This window comes from Legionella pneumophila subsp. pneumophila str. Philadelphia 1 (assembly GCF_000008485.1).
Lineage (GTDB): Bacteria > Pseudomonadota > Gammaproteobacteria > Legionellales > Legionellaceae > Legionella > Legionella pneumophila.
The window spans coordinates 829,695-855,011 of sequence record NC_002942.5 but is presented as its reverse complement, the minus strand read 5'-3'; the positions used below and the strand labels follow the sequence as shown (position 1 = coordinate 855,011).

Sequence of the window (25,317 nt, the reverse complement as noted above, 5' to 3'; positions counted from 1 at the left end):
TTTATACTGCTTGTTCCGAATCATCAGATTCTTTTTCTTGTTGTATGCGTAAATAAATTTCTTCACGATGAACAGAAACATCTTTTGGAGCATTAATTCCTAAGCGAACTTGATTGCCTTTTACACCTAAAACAGTAATATTGACATCATCACCTATGATTAATGTTTCACCTATACGCCGAGTCAAAATCAACATGACTAAAATCTCCCTAACATAGCAGCTACCTACTTCTCCATAGAACGCTTCCATGGTGTTCTTGGCAACTACAATATGAACAAAATTTAAGCAAAATTTATTGCTTGGATCACATTGTACACTCTGATTATTAACGGAATATTAAGTCATAGATAAATTTGCGTTTAATTTTTGCAGAAATGAGTTGAAAAATTAATAAATTCCTTGTCATAAATTCATCATAAAACTGTTCAACATTCCCTAATATCAAAAACTCCCAATTATAAATAAACTGGACTCAAAAGGAAAAACAAGTTTTTTTCCTGCAATAAACTCAAACAATATAAAAATACCTATTTAAAATCATATGGATACGATATTAATAGAATAAATTTACAGCTAAATTCAGAAAATTACCAGTTTATTGATTGAAATAATAAACTGGATTATAAAATTCTGTTCCTTAAATTATCTGTTATTCAAATTACAAAAGTATCTTGAGCTTATATTGCAATTTATCTTTATAAATCCCAGACTAGATAAATGAATAAAATATAACAAAATAAATGATAATAATCTTTAAACTAAAGCATTAACTTCCTGCTCAGTTAATCCATTATTCAAGTTGGCGGGAACTGCAAAATGCATGTTTTTAGGAAAAGACAAATTCAGATTACCCATCATTTCAACATACTCTTGCCTGGATTTTACCTGCAATCTGGGATTATTTTTTTTCTCATCATCAATTGTACTATATTGTTTTTGATTATAATCATGGCCAGGATATATTCTCATGAATCCCGGTAATTTTAAAAGTTTGTTAAAAAGACTGTCATATTGCGCACTGGCGCTACCATTTTGAAAATCAGTACGTCCTGTAGCATTGATTAATAAAGTGTCGCCAGTAAATATTCTATCTTCCATTACAAAACAATAGGAATCTGGAGTATGCCCTGGCGTGTGCATAGCCTTTATTTTAATATTTCCAAAATTTAAAATCTCATTATCATGAAATTTGATGTGCACAAATTTCGCTTTGCTTTCCATTCCTATCATAGAATGACAATCAGTAAGGATGGTTAATTGGCCTGATCCAGTAATATGATCAGCATGTAAATGTGTATCAATTGAAGCAACCAAATTTAATTCTAACTTGTTAATTAGATTAATATAATGCGAAACTTGTGATCGTACCGGATCAATAATAATTGCATGCTTGCTAACAGTAGAGCCTATCAGGTAAGTATAAGTGCAGGAATCCTGATCAAATAGCTGGTGGAAAATCATTTTACCAATCCCTATAAAAAAACTTTTTGTTATTAGTCATGTTTAATAACTTGAATTAATTGAGTAAAAATATTTTATTTTTTCATCTGCGCAAAAATGAAAATAAATTCACAATATATAGCAAAAAGACTGCATATCCAATAAAAACAAAGCATTAATTTAAATATCATTAAAGATTAAAAAATGATATTCTTGGCATAAACTAGAGTAAATGATAGAACGCGCTTTTTCTTTGCTCTTCATCCAATTTTCAATTATGCAAATTCAAAATACTGAAATTAATATAGGCGTTATAATTGTTAATTATAATTCAGCACATTGCCTCTCTAAGGCAATTACTGCTTTAGAGAAGCAATCATACAAACCGTATCAAATAATACTCTTTGATAATTCGAGTATTGAAAATTTACCCGAGATCGTCCACACAACTAAATTACCAATTAAAATTGTTGTATCCAATATTAACCTGGGATTTGCAGCTGGGAACAATAAGGCCATTGAATATCTAGATCCAGAAGTCAATTGGATAGCATTGCTTAATCCTGACGCCTACCCGCACAAGGACTGGTTACTAGAAATGGTTAGTGCAATTAAAACTCATCCGCAATATGCTTTCATGGGGTCAAAACTAATTTGTGAAAATGAGCCTTATCTATTAGATGGGACAGGCGATGTGTACCATATTAGCGGAAAAGCATGGAGATTAAACCACAGAAAACCATTAGACAAAGCCCCCAAAGATATGCAAGAACTGTTTGCTCCCTGCGCTGCAGCTGCCTTGTATAGACGTGATGCATTCAATGCTGTAAAAGGGTTCGATGAGCAATATTTTTGTTATTATGAAGATGTTGATTTGGCTTTTCGATTATGGCTAGCAGGTTATAAAGGATGTTATATTCCTACAGCTATCGCTGAGCATACAGGCTCCGCCATAACAAAGAAACATAGTGATTTTTATACTTATTATGGCCATAGAAATCTAGTTTGGACCTATTTCAAGAATATGCCATTGTTATTGCTTATTGCAACTTTACCCTTACACCTTCTTTTAAATATTGCTACTCTTCTTTTATTCATTAAACGAAAGCAAACTTTTGTAATTATAAAATCTAAAATTGATGCGATTAAAGGTTTGCCAACACTACTACAACAAAGAAGGCACATTCAAAAATCGAGAGTTCTTTCTAATTTTCAATTACTAAAAATCTTGAAAAAAGGCTTGCCATGGTAGCTAATTTAGTAACAGTTGTTATAGTCAATTATAATTCGGGCGAAATGCTTGGTAAGTGCGTAGAGCATCTGCTAAAAAGCACAGTTCCAATTCAAATTATTATTTCAGATAATGCCTCTTCTGATAATAGTTTAGCGTTATTAGAACAATCTGAATTAAATAAACAAACTATTACTATTCACAGAAATAATTCCAACTATGGATTTTCTTACGCCAATAATGCAGTTTTTACCAAAATCTCAACCCCATTTATACTCTATCTTAACCCAGATTGTTTCGTTGAAAACGATACCATTGAAAATCTTTTGCATACAATGCACCAACACAATGATGCTGGAATGGTTGGATGTCTGGTAAATAACATGGATGGTAGCGTGCAAATTGGCTGTTGTGGACTTACTCCAACCCCAGCTAGGGTTTTAAATCAACTATTGAAACTATCAAAAATCTTCCCGAATAACTCTAAATTTGGGGGGTACTTATTTTCAAAAGAAAAGCTCCCGACAAAACCAACTGAAGTAGAGTTGATTTCAGGGTCTTGTATGTTTGTACGCAAAAAGGCTATTGATGAAGTTGGCCTTCTGGATGACAACTATTTCCTATATTGTGAGGACTACGATTGGTTTTATCGATTTACACAAAGCAATTGGAAAATTATTTTTAATCCAAATACAAAAGTCACTCATATAAAAAGTTTCTCCACCAAACAAATTCCATTTAAAGTACTGTTGTATAAAGCAAAGGGAATGTGGAGATTTTATAATAAATTCTTTAAAGAAAATTCTTCTCCAGCTACCACTCTTATTATTAGAGTTGGAATTATCGCGAGATTTTTTTCTTTAAGTGGTTTGCTTCTTTTTAAAAAGCTATTACGCACCACTAGCTAGAAAATTCACCGATTCTAATGCTACTCTATCACACACTATAACAGATTTACTCAATAGACTAAGAAGGTCTGTTGAGATCTGCTTTTTTCCGATTAAATATCCTATTATTTAGTTATGTTGAATAAGCTAACTTGTTTGATGTATTTTTTTGCAAAAGTTTACTTTTTAGCCACTCGCGAACTACGAGATGTTTGTTCTCTAATAAATAAGCAATTATAGTTGCGCAAGCAATACAAACTCCACAAATGAGGAAGCCCCTCTTTAAATTCGTCGGCTCAATAAATGTGGATACAACTCTTCTTATTGGCTCATGGCTCAAATACAGTGTATAAGAAATAAATGCAAGGAATGCTGAGATTAATTCTATTTTTTTGCTTAGTTTGTTAGTTGACAGTAATAACAACAGCGAATACAAAAAGATACAGCCAGGAATTACTAATTGTAAATCATACATATTCATTAGTGAATGCTTCAAGACATGGAATCTAACCAGAAAAGCTGCTCCTGTGATTAAACTAAGCATTAAAATCCCGTGATTATTATACTTCCTATTTATATTACAGAAATGATATGCGCACCCAGAACCCAGAAACCATACCAAAGCAACATACTCTTTTAATGTGAAATATCCAGCAACTAGCAATGCAGGAATAATTAATATGCTCATTATAAGCCTGTTAGCAAAAGAGCTTTTATGAAAAAAAAAGGCTATCCCAAACAAAGTATACAACCACCACTCAACTGCTATTGACCACAATGGGGAAATTTGAGCTAAAGGTGGAATAGTAGGTAAAAATTCAAAAATTCGATTAAAAGGAGTATGTTGTATCATGAAAATATTAGCAACCCACTCTTTAAGCTCAGGCATTGATGCCAAATCCGCTTTCACTAACAAAAAAACTGATAAAATCAACACAGGAATGTAAATGACATAAATTCTGCAGAAACGATCAATCATGTATTCTGCAAATGTATAGGGCTTCTTTGTTATACAATGATATGTAATTAAAAATCCTGAGAGCCAAAAAAAAGCATTTACTGCCAAGGATTGAAAAGGCAATTGTTTCCCAAATGAAATTACACCAGGTATGCCTGATAAAGTATGACCAGCCAAGACTATTATAGCTGAAAACCCGCGGAGAAAATTTAGATAGGTTGCTTGACTTGTTGTGAGTTTATTGTACATTTAAAAACTATTCCCTTATATGTAACCAACAATAGATTAAATTTTGGCGAAATTATATATAAAAAATATGAGTAATGAAATTAAATTAGATAAATTATTTTTCCTTACCCCCTGTGCAGGACAAAAAAAGATATTGATTAAGGGCTTAGAAAGATACGAAGGGATAATTAGCTGATTTAATTCAAATAATTTATACTTCGTTTCGCGAAAAAAGAGGTATAAATAAGGAATATCAGCGAGTTAAACTCGCATGTTAGGCGAACATTTCGATTGGCACAAGGCTTGAATTAATTTTTTCTTACGAGCATTGGTTGGCTTTTTAGTGGCAAAAACTATCTATTTTAAAAAAATTGCAGTACTGATGCCATCTGAGGCACAGATTGAATCTCGATAGAAGAGAATACAACGTTTTTTTCGCGATTTTGAAATCTATTTTGGTTTTATAGCTCGATAGCTATTTTTTATTTTTCAGTTCATCCGATAAGCTCTATCTTTAAATAGACGGAACCAATTTGTATTGGGAAAGGTGTAAAATCAATATTTTCATGCTGTCTATCTGTTATGAATGCATATCAATTCCTATCTATTCGCGTTTACTCAATAAAGCGAGTAACTCAACAAGCAAAGTACAAATTGCCCTGTTACAGAGGTTCGTGAAACAATTTGGTAGGCATCGAATATGGGTGGTTCTTTTGAATAGAGAATTCTCCAACAAAGCACGTACATCCTTTTGATACAGGGACAGCATTCCTTTCTATATGAGGATAAAACAGAATACCCCTGTCAAAATCAGGGGAAAAATATAAGCCAGCAGATGAAGCTTTCTCGAGATTAAGTAAACACCAACAACATCTGCTAAAAAGCACAGTTCCAATTCAAATTATTATTTCAGATAATGCCTCTTCTGATAATAGTTTAGCGTTATTAGAACAATCTAAATTAAATAAACAAACTATTACTATTCACAGAAATAATTCCAACTATGGATTTTCTTACGCCCAATAATGCAGTTTTTACCAAAATCTCAACCCCATTTATACTCTATCTTAACCCAGATTGTTTCGTTGAAAACGATACCATTGAAAATCTTTTGCATACAATGCACCAACACAATGATGCTGGAATGGTTGGATGTCTGGTAAATAACATGGATGGTAGCGTGCAAATTGGCTGTTGTGGACTTACTCCAACCCCAGCCAGGGTTTTAAATCAACTATTGAAACTATCAAAAATCTTCCCGAATAACCCTAAATTTGGGGGGTACTTATTTTCAAAAGAAAAGCTCCCGACAAAACCAGCTGAAGTAGAGTTGATTTCAGGGTCTTGTATGTTTGTACGCAAAAAGGCTATTGATGAAGTTGGCCTTCTGGATGACAACTATTTCCTATATTGTGAGGACTACGATTGGTTTTATCGATTTACACAAAGCAATTGGAAAATTATTTTTAATCCAAATACAAAAGTCACTCATATAAAAAGTTTCTCCACCAAACAAATTCCATTTAAAGTACTGTTGTATAAAGCAAAGGGAATGTGGAGATTTTATAATAAATTCTTTAAAGAAAATTCTTCTCCAGCTACCACTCTTATTATTAGAGTTGGAATTATCGCGAGATTTTTTTCTTTAAGTGGTTTGCTTCTTTTTAAGAAGCTGTTGCGAACCAGTAACTAGAAATTTAATAAAATTAATTAAAGTTTTTCAAGGTATTAATTATAGTTTGTGTAGCCTCACTCATTTGAGCACAGCTATCTTCATTAAAAAATTGTCTTACATCTGATAAAGTTAAAGCATGAATAATTTTTTCCTTACCATATAAATAAGACAAAAAAATCGATGATGAGGAAACAGAAATAATATTACATTTGCTTAAAAGCTCAGTTAACATTTCCAATGGAATACATCTTAAATTTTCGGGAAAAAGAATAACTTGATATTTTCCCAGGCTACTTTTCAATGACTGAAGAAAAGCGGGATTTGATAATATATGTGGCTTGATAATGATAGTAGATCCTGGAGGACAGTGGCGATGACATAGCTCAAGATATAATTTAAGCTCATTCTCTCTTGAAATTAATCCACTTTCAGTAAAATTGCTAAGCACAAGAAGTTGAAATCTTTTATTCTGATTAAACGACTCTAAAGTTTCAATAAAAGCGTGCTCCTCCTGTTCAAGAGTAGGGAGATTACTTTTTAATCTGTTAAGCAAATTAATAAAATTTATATTTGGGATAGTGGTTGTTAGCAAAGGATAACTTTGAATATCTGTACTTAAATTCATTGCCACATAAGCTTTATCATACCCATACCATTTTTCTATGTTTTTAAGCCGACTCTTCCAGAAAATACCTTTAAGACCCGTTTTAATATTTTCCATACATTCCATTACTGAGGTATAATTTTTATAAAGAAACCCAGGTGGATCACCAAAACAAACCTTATAAATATTAGGGAAAGCCTGCATGAATACTTGTGCGGTATGATCGGCACTAAAGTCATGTGAATAATAAAAGCTATCATAATCCTTTAATGGAAATATTTTATTAACGTATTTTACTCGTTGCTTTAATGCCCGAAACTCAGATAATCCAAACACTCTTTGAAGCAAACTGGGAATATAAAGCTGGCAATTTTCTATTTTCGATAATTTCTTAATTATCTCAAGAAATGGTGAATTCTTTTTATGATCAAACCAACGGTATGACCAGATAAATATCAAAATTGGAGCATCTTTATTAATTCTGCGCTGCTCTCTATCAGTAAATAATGCTGCAAGAGCATGAATTAATTGATGGGGAAAAGAGAGTAAAATGATTGCACCACCATATTTGTTCATGTTGATTACTTTTCAGTGACTAATTCATGCTCTTTTAAAACAAGATGCTGTTTCTTATTTGTCGAAATACTCCAATCCAACTGTGGTCTAATCAATGAGTTTGGCCAATCAGAAGCCCAATTGCCTCTTACCCCCTCATTTACAGCTCCATCTTTCAACTCGAAGCTGACTACTGAATTGACTACCAATCGATTTTCCAAAGCATTACCTGGCCAAAATTCAATATCAATATGATAATCGCCAATGTTTAATAAGGGTGAATACAAAGTACATCGTTCGGTATAATTTCCCAATGGACGTACTTTCTTAGATTGCCAGGCATGATTATCCATTGACACAAATATCACACGCCCAGAGCTGTCTTTAAGATAAAGATGAATATTAAAAGGGTATGTTTCTTTAATAATTGTAAAATCTATTTCAACAACAATAGTTTCATTTAAATTAAAATTAGAACGAACTTTATTGTCGTAATCTATCAATCTAACTCGGTTAAGCTTAAGGGAATTTAAAAATATCATTGGCTTATCACTAGGCCAAACCTGTTCCGATTTATATTTCGCTCCTGAGCGGAGATAGTCGCGAGTGATATCCATGACTGAACTTTTGCTTGCTGCACTTGTATCAAATTTACTGTCACCGACAATTCTGCCATGCGACATTCGTATGGCTCTATTACAAATTCGATTCACGGTTTCCATATCGTGACTGACAAATAATAAAGTTCTTCCCTGATTTGCTAAATCCAGCATTTTTTCCGTACACTTGCGTTGAAATGCTGCATCACCTACCGCTAACACTTCATCAACTATAAGGATTTCAGACTCCAAATGAGCAGCTACAGCAAATGCCAAGCGTATATACATTCCGGAAGAGTAGCGCTTGACAGGAGTATCTATCATTGACCCCAATTCAGAAAATTCAATAATTTGATTGAGTCGATTTTTAATTTCATGGGTTTTCATTCCCATAATAGTGCCATTTAAAAAAATATTTTCACGTCCAGTCAGTTCACCATGAAATCCTGTACCGATTTCCAACAAACTGATTAAGCGCCCCCTAAATCGGAATAACCCTTCGGTAGGAGAAACAATACGTGATAGAATTTTTAATAATGTGCTCTTACCGCAACCATTTTGTCCTACTATACCAAGCCGCTCCCCTGCCTCGATTTCAAGATTAATATCCCGCAAAGCCCAGAAATGATTGGGATATTCCGGGCTAATTTGACTTGCATCGACTACAGTTCTACCTTCTTGTGCAATGGATGAAGGCAGTGGCTTATCGGATGAAAATCGATTCCTTTTTTTAAAATCCAGTAATAAAAGAAATTTTCTCAATTTTTCATTAATCAGCTCTGCTGCGGTTGTAGTAGTACTACCAATCCGATATTGTTTGGAAAGGTTTTCAATACGAATAGACCAACTCATAAAATATCAACTACCTTATGCTCCATGTGATGAAATGCAACAAGCCCCACAAGGAAAGTTATAATTGCCATACCAGATAATGTCATTATTATAGTAGGTGATGGCCAATGCCCCATTAACACCTCTCGATAACTGGTGATAACAAGAGATAATGGATTAACAGCATACCATGGTTTAGCCCACACAGGCACAGCAGAAACAGGGTAAATCGCTGGAGTGGAGTAATAAAATAACTGCAAAGCCAGAGGCATAAAATGTTTAATATCCCTATATTTTGCATTGATAGGTGCTAAAACCAAACCAATACCTAATCCAATCATTAAGGTAGATATCAGCAGGAATGGCATAATAATTAATAACTTGATAGACCAAAGGCCATAATAAATTGCAAAGGGGGTTATCAAAAACACATAAGCCATCAGAAAATCAACCGCAGCTCCCATAGCATAGGCACCGCCTATCAACGCTCTTGGAAAATAGACCTTTGTTATTAACGAAGCATTTCCCTCAATCATTTGTATGGAAGGGTTGAGAACATTTAAAAAGGAATACCAAGGTATAACCGCAACCAAATAGAACATGACAGTAGGCAGCCCATCGGTAGGTACCTTTATCATGATGCCAAAAACAATGACAAACACCCCAACCGTAATCAAAGGAGTTAAAATAACCCAACCCAATCCCAAGATGGTTTGACTGTAACGCCCTTTGAGATCTCGTTTACAAAAAATCCATAAAAGCAAGCGGTAATCCCATATATTTCTTAAAACAGCTAAAAGCCTAAACTTATCAACTCCATAGACTACTGTTTCTTTAAACGTCTGAGTTTTTGAGGATATTGAGGTCATAATTTTTGTTTTCTATATCAATTACAGATTCCGATTGAACTAACTTATTAATTAGGTTCACTATTCTTTTTTGGGAGTTCCCATCCAGGATGCCCCATGCACTAGCGCATTCTTGTTGGTTCTGTTTAGCACCCTCATATTTCTGCCTATCACGCGTTAATTCTTCCAAAACAGCAGAAAAGCTTTTAAAGTCATTTACATTAAAAACACCTTTTGCATCAAAGTCTGTATATCCATATTGATAACAATCATAATTAATGGCAGGGATTCCTTTTGCAATTGCCCAACGCAAAGTTGATGAAACGCAAGCTACAAATAAATCACAACATGTAATAAGCTGGATTGTATCATCATAGGATATAAATTGTTTTAAATCACACTGTCCTAATATTTTACCTAAAATTTCTTTATTAGTAACCGGGTGAGGTCGAATAATTACAGAATATTTTCCTTCCCTTTCAATTTCTTTCAAACATTTTGCCCATGCTCTACAAAGCTGTTCGTAATTTTTGAATTCCAGGGAAACAAATCGTGAACCAAATTGATCTGTTGGCCAAGCACACAATAAAATAGGTTTTTCTGGATCAAGGTTCATTTTTTGACATATTTTTTTCTTAATTTCCTGACCGTTTGTTGTTGCCTCAACCAAAATATCATCAGATAAACTTCCTGTCAGAGATAATTGATGAACAGGGAATTTCATTGATTGGTAATATGAAAACATTTTTTCGCTTTCAACAGCAATTTTGGTAACAAAGGAATTATTGGGAAGCCAAGGATGTTCTGGAGCTAACCCCATCAGTTCTAAAAAGAAAATTTGTTTACCAGTTAACCTGAGCATCTTTTTTCCTTTATAAAAATTAATCCAATTAGGATAGAGTAAAGATGCAAGATAATTAGTTATACTTGAAGATACATCAAAAATATCCTTGTCATATAAGCTCTCCACTATTTCCTTAGTGGTACCGACTGCAAATGGTATAATTAGGGTTGGGATGTTTTTATTATTACAAGCCTTAATTAAGAGAGAATTTACAGAGCCGGGAAATTCTTGTCCAAAAATCAAAAGATCAAAGGAATTGCACTTAAAAACTCTATAAGCGTAATAAAAATTTTTTATCCCTCTACTTTTTGCACTATACCAACTCAAAAGGATTTGAGATGAATTATTAAAAGTTTTTTTTCTAAATAATTTTTCGAAAAATTTTAAGACAGTATTTGCAGTTATACTTATAATTTTTTTTGTGATCTTGCATAAGAACTTGGTTATAGCAGCAAAAATACCTACAAAACTAATTAGAAATAAAATCGGGCAAATAAAAAAATAAGATTTTCTTTTTGATTTAAGTAAAAATGAATATGGGATATATCCATTACCTAATTGATTTTCTATAGGGTGATTTCTCGTAGATACAAAATCAAACTCTTTTTCAATTTTTTGAGCTCTTAATTTATTAAACGATTTGAATGGATAATAAAAAGTAAACCCATTTACTTCACAAAATTTACAGTCATTTTCTAAATTTATATAAGATGATGACACAAAAAGAAAATTAATATCATAGCCTTGTTGCTGAATAGCCAATGCAATCTTACTAAGCTCAACAAACTCACCAGCTTCATTTATTACAAAAAGGATTGATTTCATATTTGTTATCAATATCCATAAAAATCATTAAATTATAAAAAGCTTGTAGTATTCCTCTTGAAATGCAAAATATTACTGACACTTTATGAAATCCATACCTGCTCTATATTTCTTAAACTACAAAATAATAAAAATAATACAGGCTCAGCATTTAATCATGCTCTTTTGCAGTGCATTATAGGGGATAGCTTAATTAGTTACAATTTTTTTAAACATTCATAGAGTATCAAAGTTATTTAATCAGGCAATCAATATAATTATTAATTCGCCATAAAGACCTCCCATCAATAATTCCCCAATAGTTTGGATGTAGAGAAGGATTTAATTGATCATGTATCTTTGATACTGATTGATTATTGAGGCGAGTAATCCATTCTTTCAGCTCATTCAGACTTTTAACAGCAATAATTGCAGGATCCTTTTCATAAGTGCGATAATTAAAATGAAAACAATCATAATCCAAAACAAGCTTATTACAAGCTCTTGCCCATTTAATAGTACTTGAAACAGAAGCCAGATAAACATCACAAAGAGGAATCAAATTTGCTATGTCTTCTTCCACAACAATCTGATCCAGAGAGCGAATTGCATTTGCTGTGTCAGGAAACCCACTTGGGTGTACAGAATATAAAACATTGTAATCAGATAATTGAAGCGTAGATATCCATTTCTTAGTCATATCTTCATAGTTTTGAAAATCATATGATAACCGATTTGGAAGGTTGGGTGGGAAAGCACACAAAATTAGTTTTTTAGTTAAATTCAAATTATATTTTTGATAAAGCTCTTGTTTATAGCGAGTTGAATCATTTAAAACCGGAGCCATTGAGTCAAACTTTAAACTTCCTATAATTTTAATTCGCCTCCTGTTGATACCTTCTTTTACCAATAAGTCTTTGGAAAATTGACTTTCAACCAAGATTAAGGTGGAGTCTCCACTATTAATTGTCCATGGTTGCTTTGGAGCTAAATCTAATAAATCCATCGCAATCAACTGTTTGAGAGGAAGGCGTATAAATTTCCTATCACGATAATTAAAGCACCATTTTCTTATAAAAATTTTTAATCCGATTTGTAGGTATAATGGCAAATGGGTAGGAAAATAATAATGCGGGTTATTAAAATAAGTTTCTGCAGCCTCAGTCACAGTAGCAGTACTCGAACTCAGAATTGCAGACAAAATACCTTTTTTTTGGGCGATTTTTATCCATATATTACTGTCTCTTTCAACCACATCTTCAGTAAATAGCAACAATGAAGGATTTATTTTGTCTATAATAGAGTTAATTTTATAACTAGTATCAGTGTAATAATCAATAAACTCCAATATTTCTTTAGTGATTTTTTTGTATAAATCCAAATCATCCAGTTTTTTAAGTAAATAAAGCAAAATTTTTTTAAACCTCGTAACTGGCAATCTAGCTAATTCTCTGAATTTATTTTTTAAAATCAGGTAAGTTCTAAGGAATTGGTTACTTTTATTTTTTGTAACACAAATATTATTTAAGTTAATACTTAAATTATCTATTTGATCCAGAACTCCAGCATCTCCACCATATTTTGTTGTGCTGTAAATATAATGAAATCCATCCCTAGTACAAAGTTGAATATATTGTTCAGTATTAGGTAAATAATAGGGAGAATACATAATAAAATTGTATTTTCTTTCCCCTGCTAGCTTTTGGAATAATTGAAAAAAAACATTAAATTGATACGCTTCATATACGATTGCTAAAACAGTATTTGACATAAAATTCCTTATGGTTTTTTGTTCTTAGAATTATATTTCCATTCTTCATTTGGAAGAACAAATTCAAATATTTAATTCAATGCAATCAAATTGAAATAGATTTTCTTCTCCTCAAATAGAGCAATTATATTTTGATTATGGTCCTTAATCCACAAAACTAACATGCTTCTAAATTAATCGTTTACTTTGTAGTATTCATAATTTTCATTTTGTGTTAAAACACCCCAACAGATGACATAGGTCAAAATTTCTGTTAAAAAGCGCATAAACAACCTAAAATACAATATTCCTTGAGGGAAACGGAGGTTATGATTTATGTCAACTGTCGCGCAATACAAGAACTACTATCATTATATTTCCGACGGCTGGAGCAAAGAACCTAAAGAAATGTTCAAATTTCTTGCCCAAAAAATTAAAGAGTTGCCATTAAAGCCTGGAAGCAAACTATTAGATATAGGATGTGCAACAGGAGAATTAATTCATTTTTTGAGTAAACATTTCCCACAACTGCAGTATACCGGAATAGATGTTTTTGATGACTTGATTGAGGTATGTAAAGTACTACAACCGAATGTAAATTTTATTAATGCATCAGCCTTGGATCTGCCTTTTGAATTTGAAAATCAATTTGATATTATTACTGTTGTAAGTGTTATTTCTATCTTCGATACTATCGACTTAGATATATTCTGGGATAATCTCTTTAAAGCAACCAAAGATAACGGAGTAATCTATGTCTTGTCACCATTTAATGAATATGGGGTAGATTGTGAAATACGACATAGAAAAAGAATAAATAATATTAAAGGGGAATGGGAGCGCGGTTGGAATATTTTTTGTAAAGAAACGATAGCAGAATATCTTGAGGGTCGTTGTAAAAATTGGTTTTTCCATCCTTTCAAATTTAATCTTGAATTGAATCAGCGTGAAGACGTAATTAGAACCTGGACAATGAAAACCGAGTTTAATGATAAGCAATTAACTAATGGTATGAAATTACTGGTAGATCATTATTTATTAGAAATTCACATATAAGCGAGATAGTCAATGAGTCAGCCTTTTACAATTGGTCCATTCTCTGTTGAAGAAAATCATCCTCCTATTTTTTTAGCAGAAATAGGTACTTTTTTTAATCAGGATCTTGGCATAGCTGAACAATTGCTACACAAAATTATAACCATCAGGGATAAAGTACCATACCAACCTCTTATACTAAAAACAGAAATTTTAAATAACCCAAACATTTGCCTACCTGTTGATTATGAAGAAACCTATACCAGTAAATCCGGTGAGGTCCGCAAGGAAAACTACCGCTCATTAATTGAGAGAAAAGTACTGCCTTTAGAACATTATAGTATGCTATTTTCACTATTAAAGAATGCCAATTTACCCTTCATAGTTTCGATTTATGAATTGGACACTATTGATTTTGCGATAAAGCAGGGTGCCTGCGCACTCAAAACCTCTTCATCGAACATTGTCCATGTTCCTTTAATTCGTCATCTGGCAAAAACAGGATTACCGCTCATTATTGACACTGGAAGATCTTCTTTAACTGATATATGCAAAGCAGTTGAAACAGCAAAAAGTGCCGGATGTGAAAAAATTATTATTGAACATAGTCCTGATGGACATCCTGCTTTGCCAGAAGCACATAACCTAAGAATGTTACGAACTTTAAACCAATGTTTTTCATTACCAGTTGGTTTATCTGACCATTATAATGGAATTGAAATGTTGTATATGTCTATTGCATTGGGAGCTTCAATCCTGGAAAAAGGAGTTCATCTCTATCCAGAAGATATTGATCAGGACATATCACATACTATGGGGATTGAGCAATTAGCCAAGACTCTTGAAACAATTTACAATTGTTGGCAAGCTTTAGGTCAACCGATGCGAGATCTAGAAGCTCCTATAAAAGGAGTACTTGGCAGCTCTCAAAGAACTTGTTTGGTTGCAAAGCAAAAACTTCAACCTGGCTCTCTAATTAGCCTTGATAATACAACCTTTGCCTTTCCTTGTAAGGGAGTCCCGACCCAATACTGGGATCTGGTAAATGGCTGGGAATTACAAAACAAGGTATCTATAGGTGAACCCATTAAATGGTCGGATATTAAGCAAAAAAATGATTGTTAGAAACCCTACTTGGAACTCTCTTACCCCCCCACTTCCTAAATTTGTTTCTTGTGATACAGTCGAGACAAATTTCCTGAAAGAAAAATTAGGAGAAGACGGCGGCATTTATACTGCTCAATTTGATCTAAAATCAACCTATGCTTTTTTGTTTCAGCGTAAAAATGATCAAAAAAAATTTTTTATCAAGAAAGTATCCGCTGAGCATAAAAGGCAATATCAGCAGAGCGAAGATTTGGCTCAATTTATCGCTTGCCCAGATTATATAGTCAATATTGCAATTAATTGCATTTCTAATGAAGAAGAAAACTCACTCTATTATGTTTATCCCTATATTCATGGGAAACGCCTCTTTGCTGAACCAGAGCAAATAATAACCCTTGCAACTGCGTTAGCAAAATTACATCTTAAAAAAAAATCTTATCCTGACCAACAGTTGATTATTAAAAATACCACGGAACGAACATCACAGCTTAATTTTATAAGAAAGGCTTTAGCTGATGGATGTTATTCTTACATTCCACATTTCTCTTTTGTCAAAAAGATGGCTCAACAATATGATTTTGATTGGATTAATCAAGAAGATGCCCAACCAATTCATGGTGATTTAAATGCAGGAAATCTGTTACTATCCGAAGATAATATGATTTGCTTTTTTGACTTTGAAGACGCATTACATAGTTTCCATCCAGTAGTGTTAGATTTGCTATTCGTTATTGAGCGCATTATTTTTAATCAAAATAGTTCGACTGAACAGCTATTAAACCTTGGTCTCATGTTTATTCATGCATATAAAGAGGCTGGTGGTACATACCAGTATAAAACGAGAGATGAATTTGGATTAACAATTCTTGCTTTAAAAGCATTTTGTTTGTTGACTTTGCTAGCAGAGAAAAATAAAAATATACTTAATTCAGAATGGGATAAATTTTTTAAATTAACTCAAAAAGCAGGAAATGAGCGGGATTTAATAAAAACAATTTTACAAGGATAAGAAAGATAGTGTGAAAATTCTTGTTACTGCACGGGATGTTGGTGCTGCATTAAACATTATTGAGATAGTAAAAATACTTAAGCAATATGCAGGTGTTACTGTATTTATTTACGCTCAACCCCCTGCTTCAAAATATTTTCTTCGGGCTGGGATTCAACCTGTATTTGAAGTTCCACTACCACCAAGCCGATCCTTAAATGAAGCCAGTGACCTCCTATCCTACGCCAATCAATTAATTGATAAATTAAATCCCGATATCATATTATCTGGATTATCATCCCCTGGCGAAGCAGGCATAGATGAAGCAATAATAGCTGAGTGTCCTGCGCATATCAAAACATTCGTCCTTCAAGATTTTTGGGGAGAAGTTAATTTTTTCTTTGAAAAATTAGCTGATTGCTATTTATGCATAGATCATCACGCTGCAGAAATTACAAAAAAACGATTTAATGCCAAAACCGAGGTGATAGGCTCCCCTCGCCATGCCATTTATCAAACATTAAATATTGAGGAACAACGCAACTATATAAGAGAATATTTTAACATTACTCAAAGTACAAAAACTATTGGTCTTTTTGGGCAAGCACTTCATGGTATACCTGGATATATGGAAACCATTTCACAATGGTTAGAAGCATGCTTACAACAAGAAAAAACCAAATTAGTTATTCTTTATCGCCCTCATCCCAGAGAATCAGAAGCTGACAAAGAAGAAACCATAAGCTTACTTATTTCATCTGGATTAGAATGGAAAATTTTGTCGACTCAATTAGTTGAAGAATCATTGTTAGCTTGTGACTTGGTTTGTAGCTTTTTTTCTAATTGCCTTTACGATGCAGCCTATTTAAACTACTTTTCTTTACGACCTATACTAACCCCGGTCGTGCTTAATTTTCACCCACAGATTAAAAATTACACTAATCAATTGAGTTTATATGAAATTTCCCCATATCGCAAACAAGAGTTAGCCTTTTTTTGTGAATACCCTCACACATTAGCAAAGGATATTGATTACTTATTATCAAGCGAATGTTCACATAAATATTGGCTGCACAGTAAAGTTAAATTAGAACACCCGACTAAATCCTTAACTAGAGAATTAGCTATCTTATTAACAGGAGAACCTTAAATATGCCATCAATTATATCTGACAATCCTAAAAATTGGTCTGAAGAAATTAAAAATTACTTGTGCCGTTCTTCTCCTGAGCGTTATGAAAAAATGGCTACAAATAATGCTATTGAACCATATATATCAAAAGCTATTTCTTGGGGATATGCGGAATGGAAAAATAGGAAAACATTGCTTGATGATATTGAAACTGAAATGTTGAGGCTAGCTACACTTCCAGATTTAAGCGATTTTAATGATAATGAAATATACTCCAGCAAAAAAAACTACCTATCAAAAGAAATACTAGAGAATTATTTGATAAAAGCCTCCCCAGAAAATTTCAATACTGTGTTTCGCCAACCCGGTTGGAAATCACATGTCAATTTTTTGATCGAGAAAGGAAATAGAGAATTAGAGCGACAAATAATCAATGGCAATGGTGTAGAAAATTCGGTTGATACAGTCTGTGCAGAGCTCGCAAAATTAATGAATGATTTTGAAAACTCTTTTTTTGATGAAATTTATGGAAACTCAACCCCACGATATCTACTACCTAATCTATTTGAAAAAGCAATAGCTGAATATAAATTATTAGCCACCATAAAGGAGCGAACACGATTTATTGAGGCATTTATTGAAATTGTGATGTTCGATTGGCAATTTAGCGGAACTTTGGATTCTGATCTATTTAAGAATGCTTATAGTAAGGAAGTTCTCTATTATTATGGAATTGGAGCACGACTTTTTGTACTTGGTGAATTTAAAGAAGCGCAAGAATATTTTAAAAAAATAATTAATATCGAGCCCAAACCCATTGATTATCTAATGCTTTCAAAAACATACAGAGCATTAAATGAAAAAGTTGAAACTTTTAATACGATCAAGGATGGATTAACACATTTTCCTAATGATTTTTTATTAACACTAGCCCTTTCCGGTACCCTGTATTGGATGGGAGAAACAAAACTAGCAAATGAAACATTAGAGCCAGTCAAAAAAGACTTCAATACTATGTATAAATCTGAAATAGAAGGTGCAAAAAAACTAGCAGTAGAAATTTCGGAAGCAATTAAATGCGATAAAATTTATCGAGACCAAAAGAATGATATTTATGATGATAAATACACAAAAAAAGCATGGTACCAATATTGGTATCATTACAATTGCTTTCGACCTACTCAACACCCTGAAGCCTACATGATTGACTATATTCCAAGATATCTTACATCTATAGCCAAAGATGCCACAATAACATTGAAAGGAGTATTAGATTTTGGAACACTTTGCGCTGAACCACTTTATCGTTTTGCTAAAAATAATCCAGAGATCCAATGCGTTGGAATAGATAGGCAGGATTTGGTTAAAGAACTAAACGATAAGGCCTATTCATTAAATAACCTCCGTTTTGAAGCTGGTGATATTTTTGAATATCTTGAACATTTTGCACTTTTAGTACCAAATCATCGAATGTTATTTCATTGTAGAACAGCTGTATTGTGTTACCCTAATTTTTTGTTAAAGCTATATAAAAAATGTGCTGAACTTGGCATTGAATATATATGCCTTATGGAGTCTAACTCTCTCAGTAGAGATACTTTAACATTTTATAATTATGGAGAAATGCCAAATATTTCTATAGCACGAAGAGGGTCTCTAATTAATCATGATTATTTTCTTTTGCTAGAACAATCCGGATACGAAATTGTCAAGAAAGATTTTCACCTTGCACCTCACCTACTGGAGGATTATGCAGCATTAATAGGAAGTAATACCACTTTGGTTGCTCAATTGAAATTATTGACACAGAGCCAATAATCCCCAAAGAATAAATGCTGTTATAACAGCATTTATTCTATTTTTGACAAATATAATCATTCTTATGAGTGTTAGACTACTAATGCCTCTTAAATTAAGGCTAACTCATTATTTCAGAATAAAGAGTTAATTTAGTACTTGAAAGAATTTTTTTAGCCATAATTTCGGCCTGTGCAACTACATCATCTGGATAACCCCTATGACCTTCGACTATCTTTGCAAGCTCATGCTTGTAATGTGCAGCGACTATAAACCAAGCAAAAGTTTCAACTAACGTAGTAGCCCCTCCTTCACCCCAAGCTATTACTACTGAATAAGCTGATAAAGCTCCCGGATTAGAGGCGTATCGTGATTCTGCATAAGGGATATCATCTGGGCAAGTCCCGTCTCCTTGCATAGATCCATTTCCTGGAATCCATTTTATTGCGACATTCCCTCCCAAATCAACATTTTCAAATTTTGGATGTTTTCGTTTTACAAAAAGGGCACATGATACATTTGTAGCAATATTACCTCTGAATAATCCAAATGGACCAAGCGCATAATTTGCACCTGAAATGATATTATTTTCTATTAGAGGGTATTCTCCTTTTCTAATTTAGTCCAAATTCCAAAATTTCTTCCCCAAGTTAACCATTTATCAAATACAATATCATTATTACTTATTCTACAACCTGAACCCATATACAATGCTATCCCGACATTTTCACCGTTCCTTGTAGCATTACCCAATTTTATTAGATTCCGCTCAATTGAGCATAAGTTACCTACTGTGTAAATTCCTGTGGCAAAAGCATGAGAGTAGGTTCTTGTAGGCCCTACATCAATAACATGAACATCTTTTATATTAAAATTATTCCCACGAACATGAATGCCTTGCAAAGTTGGGTTTTCAACTATTACATTTTTAATCACAATATTATTTGATTTTGGCTCAGTATAATTGTATAAATAATCAAGCCCGAAATACATAGATGACTCAGCAAGCATAGTGCTGTCGGCAAACAAAATTCCCGTGTGAAAGCCATAAATATGTATATTTTTTATGGTAATATTTTGTATATCATGAGCAATAATTCCACGAATTACAGTATCCAAATTATTTGGACCTTTTTATATAAAGACTATTTCCATCTATAGTAACATCATTGCTTTGTATAGTAATGGCATCTTGTTTATTATTCGAATAAGTTAAATTTTTATTTAGGCACCATTTACCAGGCTTGTTGGCTATAACTGGCAGCGAAGAAATGTCATAGTCACATTTTGAAACTTTTCCCTTCGCCCATGACAGATCACCAACAATAAGAAATAAAGACATAAAGAAAAATTTGGCTTTCATAAAACATCCTTGTATATATTATGATTATTAATTAAACCAAATATTTACATAAGATTAAAGACAAATTAATCACAATTAAAAGTTTATATCTTAAATACAAAAAAATTCTTATCTTTATTCCATAGGATATTTTTTTTCAATGAAAAAATATATGGCAGATAAATAACATAACTGAATAATTATTAGATTTTTAAGATTAAAAAATTGAAAATGCATAAACATGACAGAAAGAAATAAACTACCATTTATTATTGCTTGACCTAACAAAATAAACCTAGAGTTAATGCCCAATTGCTTTAATCTCTGATAAGCGTGCTTTTTATGGGGACTAAACCATTTTTCATGCTTTATAATCCTTCGAATTAAAGTCACTGTAGAATCGAAGAGAAATAATGAGTTCAGGATAAACCAATATAGAATTGGAATTTGATAATTCTTTTGAGCAATGATTGCTATGAAAAAAGTAATTAATCCTAAGGAGGCGCTCCCTACATCTCCCATAAATATCTTGGCTGGTGGGAAATTAAAAATTAAAAACCCTGCCAAACTAGAAATAAGAATCAGGCAAAAATCTTGATAAATTAATGAACCTGCTGAGTTGAAAAACAAAGCATATGCGGCTAACAAAAAAATCGCTTGGGAAGCGCAAAAACCATCAAGCCCATCCATGAAATTAAAATGATTAATTGCCCAAATAACTGCAAAAAATAGAAAAAAAGCAATTAAATAGGTGTTTTCAAATAGAAATAAACCAAAATCTAACTGGGAAGGCAATATAAATATAACTATCAGGAATGCAATCAGACATTGAAAAAAGAATCGAATTGTAACTGACAAATTATAAAAATCATCTATAAAACTTATAGTTGCTATGAAAATAATAGCTATCGAAAAAATGAATTGATCCAATGTTAAAAAAAATTGTGAGTTACAAATAAAAAACCAACAAAATAAACTAAGACCAATAAAGACAAGCCCTCCTCCTCGGACAGTAGGTCTGGAGTGTAAATTTCTTTCATTTGGAATATCAATCAATTTTGTATGCTGCGCAAACAAGGCAAATAATTTAGTCAAAATTGCTGAGACAAATATTAAAAATACATTAAGTATTATATTCATTTTGATACCATTTTACCGTCTTTTCTAATCCATCAATAGAACTAACTGGTGGTGTCCACCCTAATTGGGATTTAATTTTCTCATTACTTACTTCTAAAGAAGAAAACAATCTTGTATTAATATTTTTAAGTCCACATAATTTAAATAGAAAAATTAAAATTTGAACTGGAATCGGGATTAAAAATAATTTTGTATTCATCTTGCGCGATAAGGTTTGCACTAGTTGTGTTAAAGACCATGAACAATCATCTGCTACCAAATAAACTTGATTAGCAGCACTAGGCTCGCTCACAACCGCGCTTATTGCTGAAACCAAATTATCAATATATATAAAAGTTCGTTTATTATAAATACTACCAAAAGGCAAAGGCCATTTTTTATCAACAAGTTGTAATATCCTGAGAAAATTAGCCTTCACATAAGGTCCATAGACCAACGGTGGTCTTAATATAACAAACTCCATCCGGGCATTCTGGCAAATTTCTTGTATAAATTGTTCAGCATACAACTTACTTTTTGCATAGGGATCTTCAGGTTGAGTCCTACAATCTTCAGAAAATGGCAGATTATTTTGTGAAAATTCGCCATGTACTTTTATGGTACTAAGAAATATAAATCGCTTTACATTATTTTGAACTGCCTGCTCAACAAAATTTTTTGTAGCAATACTATTAATTTTGCAATATTCGTCTAAAGAGGATGTTGCATATTCTTTCATTATGTGAACTCTGGCAGCTAAATGAATCACTATTTCCACATTCCGCAAAGCATCAGTCCAATCAGTGTGAACCTCAAGATTGTTTATTACTATTTGTTCTGCTTGTAATGTACTATCCAGCTGCAAAACAGCACAACGCACGTCATGTCCTTCAGAAAGCAAGGCAGGAACTAAACTTCGTCCTATAAATCCTGTCGCGCCGGTAATTAATATTTTTGCCACTACTTTATAACCTGAAAAAATTAATATCGTTTATGATTAAGCAATTCTGCAAGATATTGACCGTAACTACTTTTATTAAGCTCTCTAGCCCTGCACAGTAACTCATCATCACTAATAAACTTCATACGCCACGCGATTTCTTCAGGGCATCCAATTTTTAAACCTTGCCGCTGTTCGATAGTACAGATATAGTTACTTGCTGATAACAGGGTCTCTGGTGTACCCATATCCAGCCAGACAAAACCTCTTCCCAAAATCTGGACATCCAGTTTGTTTTCATATAAATAAAACTGATTGATGTCAGTTATTTCCAGCTCCCCCCTCCCAGAGGGTTTTAAACTCTTAGCAATTTCTATAACTTGATTATCATAAAAATATAATCCGGTTACTGCGTAGTTGGATTTGGGCTGCGCTGGTTTTTCCACTATGGATAGTACTTGTTGTTTTTCATTGAACTCCACCACACCATAGGCCTGAGGTTTATCGACATAATAAGCAAATACTGTTGCACCGTTTAATTTTGATTTTGCATTTTGTAATAATTCAGAAAAACCTCTGCCCTGGTGGATATTATCCCCCAAAACCAGGCAAACAGAATCATTGCCAATAAATTTTTCACCTAAAATGAATGCTTCCGCGATTCCTCTTGGTTCATTTTGCACAAGATAGGCAAATGAGATGCCCCACTGAGAGCCATCACTCAATAAATTTTGATACAGCGGAAGATGCTCCTCCGTTGAAATAATCAGTATTTCCCTGATATTAGCCAACATTAATGTAGAGATGGCATAATAAATCATTGGTTTATCATAAACCGGAATCATATGCTTACTAATGGATTTTGTCAGAGGATACAGTCTTGTACCAAAACCACCTGCCAGGATAATACCTTTCATTATATCGAGCCTACTCTCTATTTTTCTTTGAACAAATAACAGCCTTAAATATTATCAAGTTTATTGAAGTAATACATTAAAATACGTTGATAATGTCAATAAAATATAAAGTTTAGTTTAATAATTAAACTAATTTATAGCATTGAGCGCCCCTTTATGATTCGCTTGATAATGTGATTTCTCTGTGAGCACTCTTGGCGCTTTCAATACCGGGCTGATCGAATGGGTTAATATTCCATATCACACTTTGTACAAAAATCTTATGTTCATAGAGTGCCACCAGAGCCCCTAATGTATAAGGAGAACAATCTGACAAAATGAGATGATTCATTGGCATATTGCCAGGAATATACCCATAAGGATTTTCAATTGTTTGAATTCCCTCACTTAAAACTTTCATTTTATAATGACACATGGAATTAATCTCATGCTCATCATTAGTTTTCAAAGTAATAAAATCACCAACACATCGATGCGTACCCTGACATAATAATTGAAAATAGCTATGCTGTGCCTGATTTCCTAATCCACCCCAAACGATAGGTCCAGTGGCGTAATCTACCATACTTCCATTCACATCAATGGACTTCCCATTACTCTCCATATCCAGCTGTTGTACATAAGGAACAAAGTACTCCAGTTTTTTTGAATAGGTAAGAATAAGTAAATTATGAATATTCAAAAAATTGTTATTCCATATACCGATTAAAGCCATTAGCACAGGAATATTATTTTTAAAATCAGTAAATTGGACATGAGTATCGACATCATGGGCACCAGCCAGCAATTCAACAAATTGTTCATAACCAATTGCAATCGCAGTAATTAAATTAACTGCGGAACAAAAAGAAAATCGACCACCAACCCAATCCCAAATCGGTAAAACAGTTTTAATACCCATTTGATAAGCTCTTTCCGGATGTGCGGTTACAGCTATAAAATGTTGATCGATAGAGGCCGTATCCTCATACAATGCAAAAGCTTTTCTGGCATTTAATAGAGTTTCTTTTGTAGTAAATGATTTGGAAGAAACAATAAATAAGGTGGTTTGCGGATTAATTTTTGCAATAACATCGTTAAAACTGGCCGGATCAACATCTGAGATAAAATGATAATTAAATTCTTTGGAAATATAATTAGACAGGGCATTGATGCATACACGAGGACCTAAATCCGAGCCGCCAATACCTATGTTTACAATATCAGTTATTGGTAGACCTGAATGGCCCAGCCACTTCTTTTCTCTGATCTGATTGGATATAACTTTAATTTTTTCACGAGTATTTATAACTGCGGACATAATATCCAGTCCATCAATCATTATCGATTTATTACCTAAGTCCCTAAGTGCAGTATGTAGTGCAGGCCTGTTTTCGCTGATATTGATTTTTTTACCATTGATTAAGTTATCAATTTTTTCTTGTAATTTGACTTCATTAGCCAAATCGATAAGCAAATCAATGATGGTTCTGTTTACTCTCTGCCTGGAATAGTCGTACTCAATACAATTGATCTGTTTACTGGATTCATAATTGTTGGAATCCGGAACAACGCATGTTAGAGAATCTGAATTTAGACGCACTCTATCCGCTTCTTTTTGAAGCAAATTCCATGACAATAATTCTGTGTGAGACTTCATGCTATTTCTAATCATCAAAATAAAGTCTATGTTACCTGATTATTTTC

The 25,317-nt window shown here is 33.0% G+C and carries 22 protein-coding genes and 1 pseudogene; 8 read left to right on the top strand and 15 right to left on the bottom strand.

The features are described from left to right. Window position 1 precedes the first annotated feature (1 nt). Window positions 2-196 carry a carbon storage regulator CsrA gene (gene csrA / locus LPG_RS03865; RefSeq protein ID WP_011213314.1) on the bottom strand — a complete coding sequence of 65 codons (195 nt, stop codon included), beginning with the start codon at window positions 194-196 and terminating at the stop codon, window positions 2-4. Between the two features lie 558 nt (window positions 197-754). Next, on the bottom strand, window positions 755-1,462 hold the full coding sequence (locus tag LPG_RS03860; protein WP_010946517.1) for an MBL fold metallo-hydrolase: 708 nt from the start codon (window positions 1,460-1,462) through the stop codon (window positions 755-757). Window positions 1,463-1,673: 211 nt separating this feature from the next. Here LPG_RS03860 and LPG_RS03855 point away from each other — a divergent pair, with 211 nt between their 5' ends. After that, entirely contained in the window at window positions 1,674-2,693 is a 1,020-nt protein-coding gene (locus LPG_RS03855) for a glycosyltransferase family 2 protein (RefSeq protein ID WP_010946516.1), read from the top strand. Further along, window positions 2,687-3,580 (top strand): glycosyltransferase family 2 protein, encoded by an 894-nt coding sequence (locus tag LPG_RS03850; protein ID WP_010946515.1) that lies wholly within the window; start codon window positions 2,687-2,689, stop codon window positions 3,578-3,580. The genes LPG_RS03855 and LPG_RS03850 overlap by 7 nt, the downstream gene beginning before the upstream one ends. 112 nt (window positions 3,581-3,692) lie before the next feature. Here LPG_RS03850 and LPG_RS03845 read toward each other — a convergent pair whose 3' ends face one another. Next, window positions 3,693-4,766 (bottom strand): acyltransferase family protein, encoded by a 1,074-nt coding sequence (locus tag LPG_RS03845; protein ID WP_010946514.1) that lies wholly within the window; start codon window positions 4,764-4,766, stop codon window positions 3,693-3,695. A gap of 780 nt (window positions 4,767-5,546) precedes the next feature. Between LPG_RS03845 and LPG_RS03840 the strand changes: the two are divergent. Beyond that, window positions 5,547-6,438 (top strand): annotated as a pseudogene (locus LPG_RS03840) (glycosyltransferase family 2 protein). 13 nt (window positions 6,439-6,451) lie between these two features. Here LPG_RS03840 and LPG_RS03835 read toward each other — a convergent pair. From LPG_RS03835 to LPG_RS03815, 5 genes are all read right to left on the bottom strand, one after another. After that, window positions 6,452-7,600, bottom strand: a complete 1,149-nt coding sequence (locus LPG_RS03835; RefSeq protein ID WP_010946511.1) for a polysialyltransferase family glycosyltransferase — start codon at window positions 7,598-7,600, stop codon at window positions 6,452-6,454. A 5-nt stretch (window positions 7,601-7,605) separates the two neighbouring features. Further along, on the bottom strand, window positions 7,606-9,030 hold the full coding sequence (locus LPG_RS03830; RefSeq protein WP_010946510.1) for an ABC transporter ATP-binding protein: 1,425 nt from the start codon (window positions 9,028-9,030) through the stop codon (window positions 7,606-7,608). Further along, window positions 9,027-9,878: an ABC transporter permease gene (locus LPG_RS03825; protein WP_010946509.1), complete on the bottom strand. Its 852-nt coding sequence runs from the start codon at window positions 9,876-9,878 to the stop codon at window positions 9,027-9,029. Before LPG_RS03825 ends, LPG_RS03830 begins: the two co-directional genes overlap by 4 nt. After that, window positions 9,844-11,526: a hypothetical protein gene (locus LPG_RS03820; protein ID WP_011213312.1), complete on the bottom strand. Its 1,683-nt coding sequence runs from the start codon at window positions 11,524-11,526 to the stop codon at window positions 9,844-9,846. The genes LPG_RS03825 and LPG_RS03820 overlap by 35 nt, the downstream gene beginning before the upstream one ends. 232 nt (window positions 11,527-11,758) lie before the next feature. Next, complete coding sequence (locus tag LPG_RS03815) at window positions 11,759-13,276, bottom strand: hypothetical protein (protein WP_010946507.1); 1,518 nt, start codon at window positions 13,274-13,276, stop codon at window positions 11,759-11,761. Window positions 13,277-13,591: 315 nt separating this feature from the next. Between LPG_RS03815 and LPG_RS03810 the strand changes: the two genes are divergently transcribed. Genes LPG_RS03810 through LPG_RS03790 form a run of 5 tightly spaced genes read left to right on the top strand, consistent with a single transcriptional unit; the run spans window position 13,592 to window position 19,334 of the window. Then, window positions 13,592-14,311, top strand: a complete 720-nt coding sequence (locus tag LPG_RS03810) for a class I SAM-dependent methyltransferase (RefSeq protein ID WP_010946506.1) — start codon at window positions 13,592-13,594, stop codon at window positions 14,309-14,311. 12 nt (window positions 14,312-14,323) lie between these two features. Beyond that, a complete protein-coding gene (locus tag LPG_RS03805; RefSeq protein ID WP_010946505.1) occupies window positions 14,324-15,415 on the top strand; it encodes an N-acetylneuraminate synthase family protein in 1,092 nt (363 codons plus the stop codon). Next, on the top strand, window positions 15,369-16,406 hold the full coding sequence (locus tag LPG_RS03800) for a phosphotransferase (RefSeq protein ID WP_010946504.1): 1,038 nt from the start codon (window positions 15,369-15,371) through the stop codon (window positions 16,404-16,406). The genes LPG_RS03805 and LPG_RS03800 overlap by 47 nt, the downstream gene beginning before the upstream one ends. A gap of 10 nt (window positions 16,407-16,416) precedes the next feature. Then, on the top strand, window positions 16,417-17,535 hold the full coding sequence (locus LPG_RS03795; RefSeq protein ID WP_010946503.1) for a hypothetical protein: 1,119 nt from the start codon (window positions 16,417-16,419) through the stop codon (window positions 17,533-17,535). Window positions 17,536-17,537: 2 nt separating this feature from the next. Continuing rightward, a complete protein-coding gene (locus LPG_RS03790) occupies window positions 17,538-19,334 on the top strand; it encodes a hypothetical protein (protein ID WP_010946502.1) in 1,797 nt (598 codons plus the stop codon). A 100-nt stretch (window positions 19,335-19,434) separates the two neighbouring features. On the opposite strand, the gene LPG_RS15330 is transcribed toward LPG_RS03790, so the two are convergent. From LPG_RS15330 to pgi, 7 genes are all read right to left on the bottom strand, one after another. Further along, complete coding sequence (locus LPG_RS15330) at window positions 19,435-19,731, bottom strand: hypothetical protein (RefSeq protein WP_011945900.1); 297 nt, start codon at window positions 19,729-19,731, stop codon at window positions 19,435-19,437. Window positions 19,732-19,907: 176 nt separating this feature from the next. After that, window positions 19,908-20,432, bottom strand: a complete 525-nt coding sequence (locus LPG_RS15325; RefSeq protein ID WP_010946501.1) for a hypothetical protein — start codon at window positions 20,430-20,432, stop codon at window positions 19,908-19,910. A gap of 1 nt (window position 20,433) precedes the next feature. After that, window positions 20,434-20,676: a hypothetical protein gene (locus LPG_RS15320; RefSeq protein WP_010946500.1), complete on the bottom strand. Its 243-nt coding sequence runs from the start codon at window positions 20,674-20,676 to the stop codon at window positions 20,434-20,436. A 114-nt stretch (window positions 20,677-20,790) separates the two neighbouring features. After that, window positions 20,791-21,795, bottom strand: a complete 1,005-nt coding sequence (locus LPG_RS03780; RefSeq protein ID WP_010946499.1) for an MraY family glycosyltransferase — start codon at window positions 21,793-21,795, stop codon at window positions 20,791-20,793. Continuing rightward, complete coding sequence (locus LPG_RS03775; RefSeq protein ID WP_010946498.1) at window positions 21,779-22,735, bottom strand: NAD-dependent epimerase/dehydratase family protein; 957 nt, start codon at window positions 22,733-22,735, stop codon at window positions 21,779-21,781. The genes LPG_RS03780 and LPG_RS03775 overlap by 17 nt, the downstream gene beginning before the upstream one ends. A 20-nt stretch (window positions 22,736-22,755) precedes the next feature. Beyond that, entirely contained in the window at window positions 22,756-23,631 is an 876-nt protein-coding gene (gene rfbA / locus LPG_RS03770; RefSeq protein ID WP_011213310.1) for a glucose-1-phosphate thymidylyltransferase RfbA, read from the bottom strand. Window positions 23,632-23,785: 154 nt separating this feature from the next. Further along, window positions 23,786-25,270 carry a glucose-6-phosphate isomerase gene (gene pgi / locus LPG_RS03765; RefSeq protein ID WP_025862603.1) on the bottom strand — a complete coding sequence of 495 codons (1,485 nt, stop codon included), beginning with the start codon at window positions 25,268-25,270 and terminating at the stop codon, window positions 23,786-23,788. Between the last annotated feature and the right edge of the window lie 47 nt (window positions 25,271-25,317).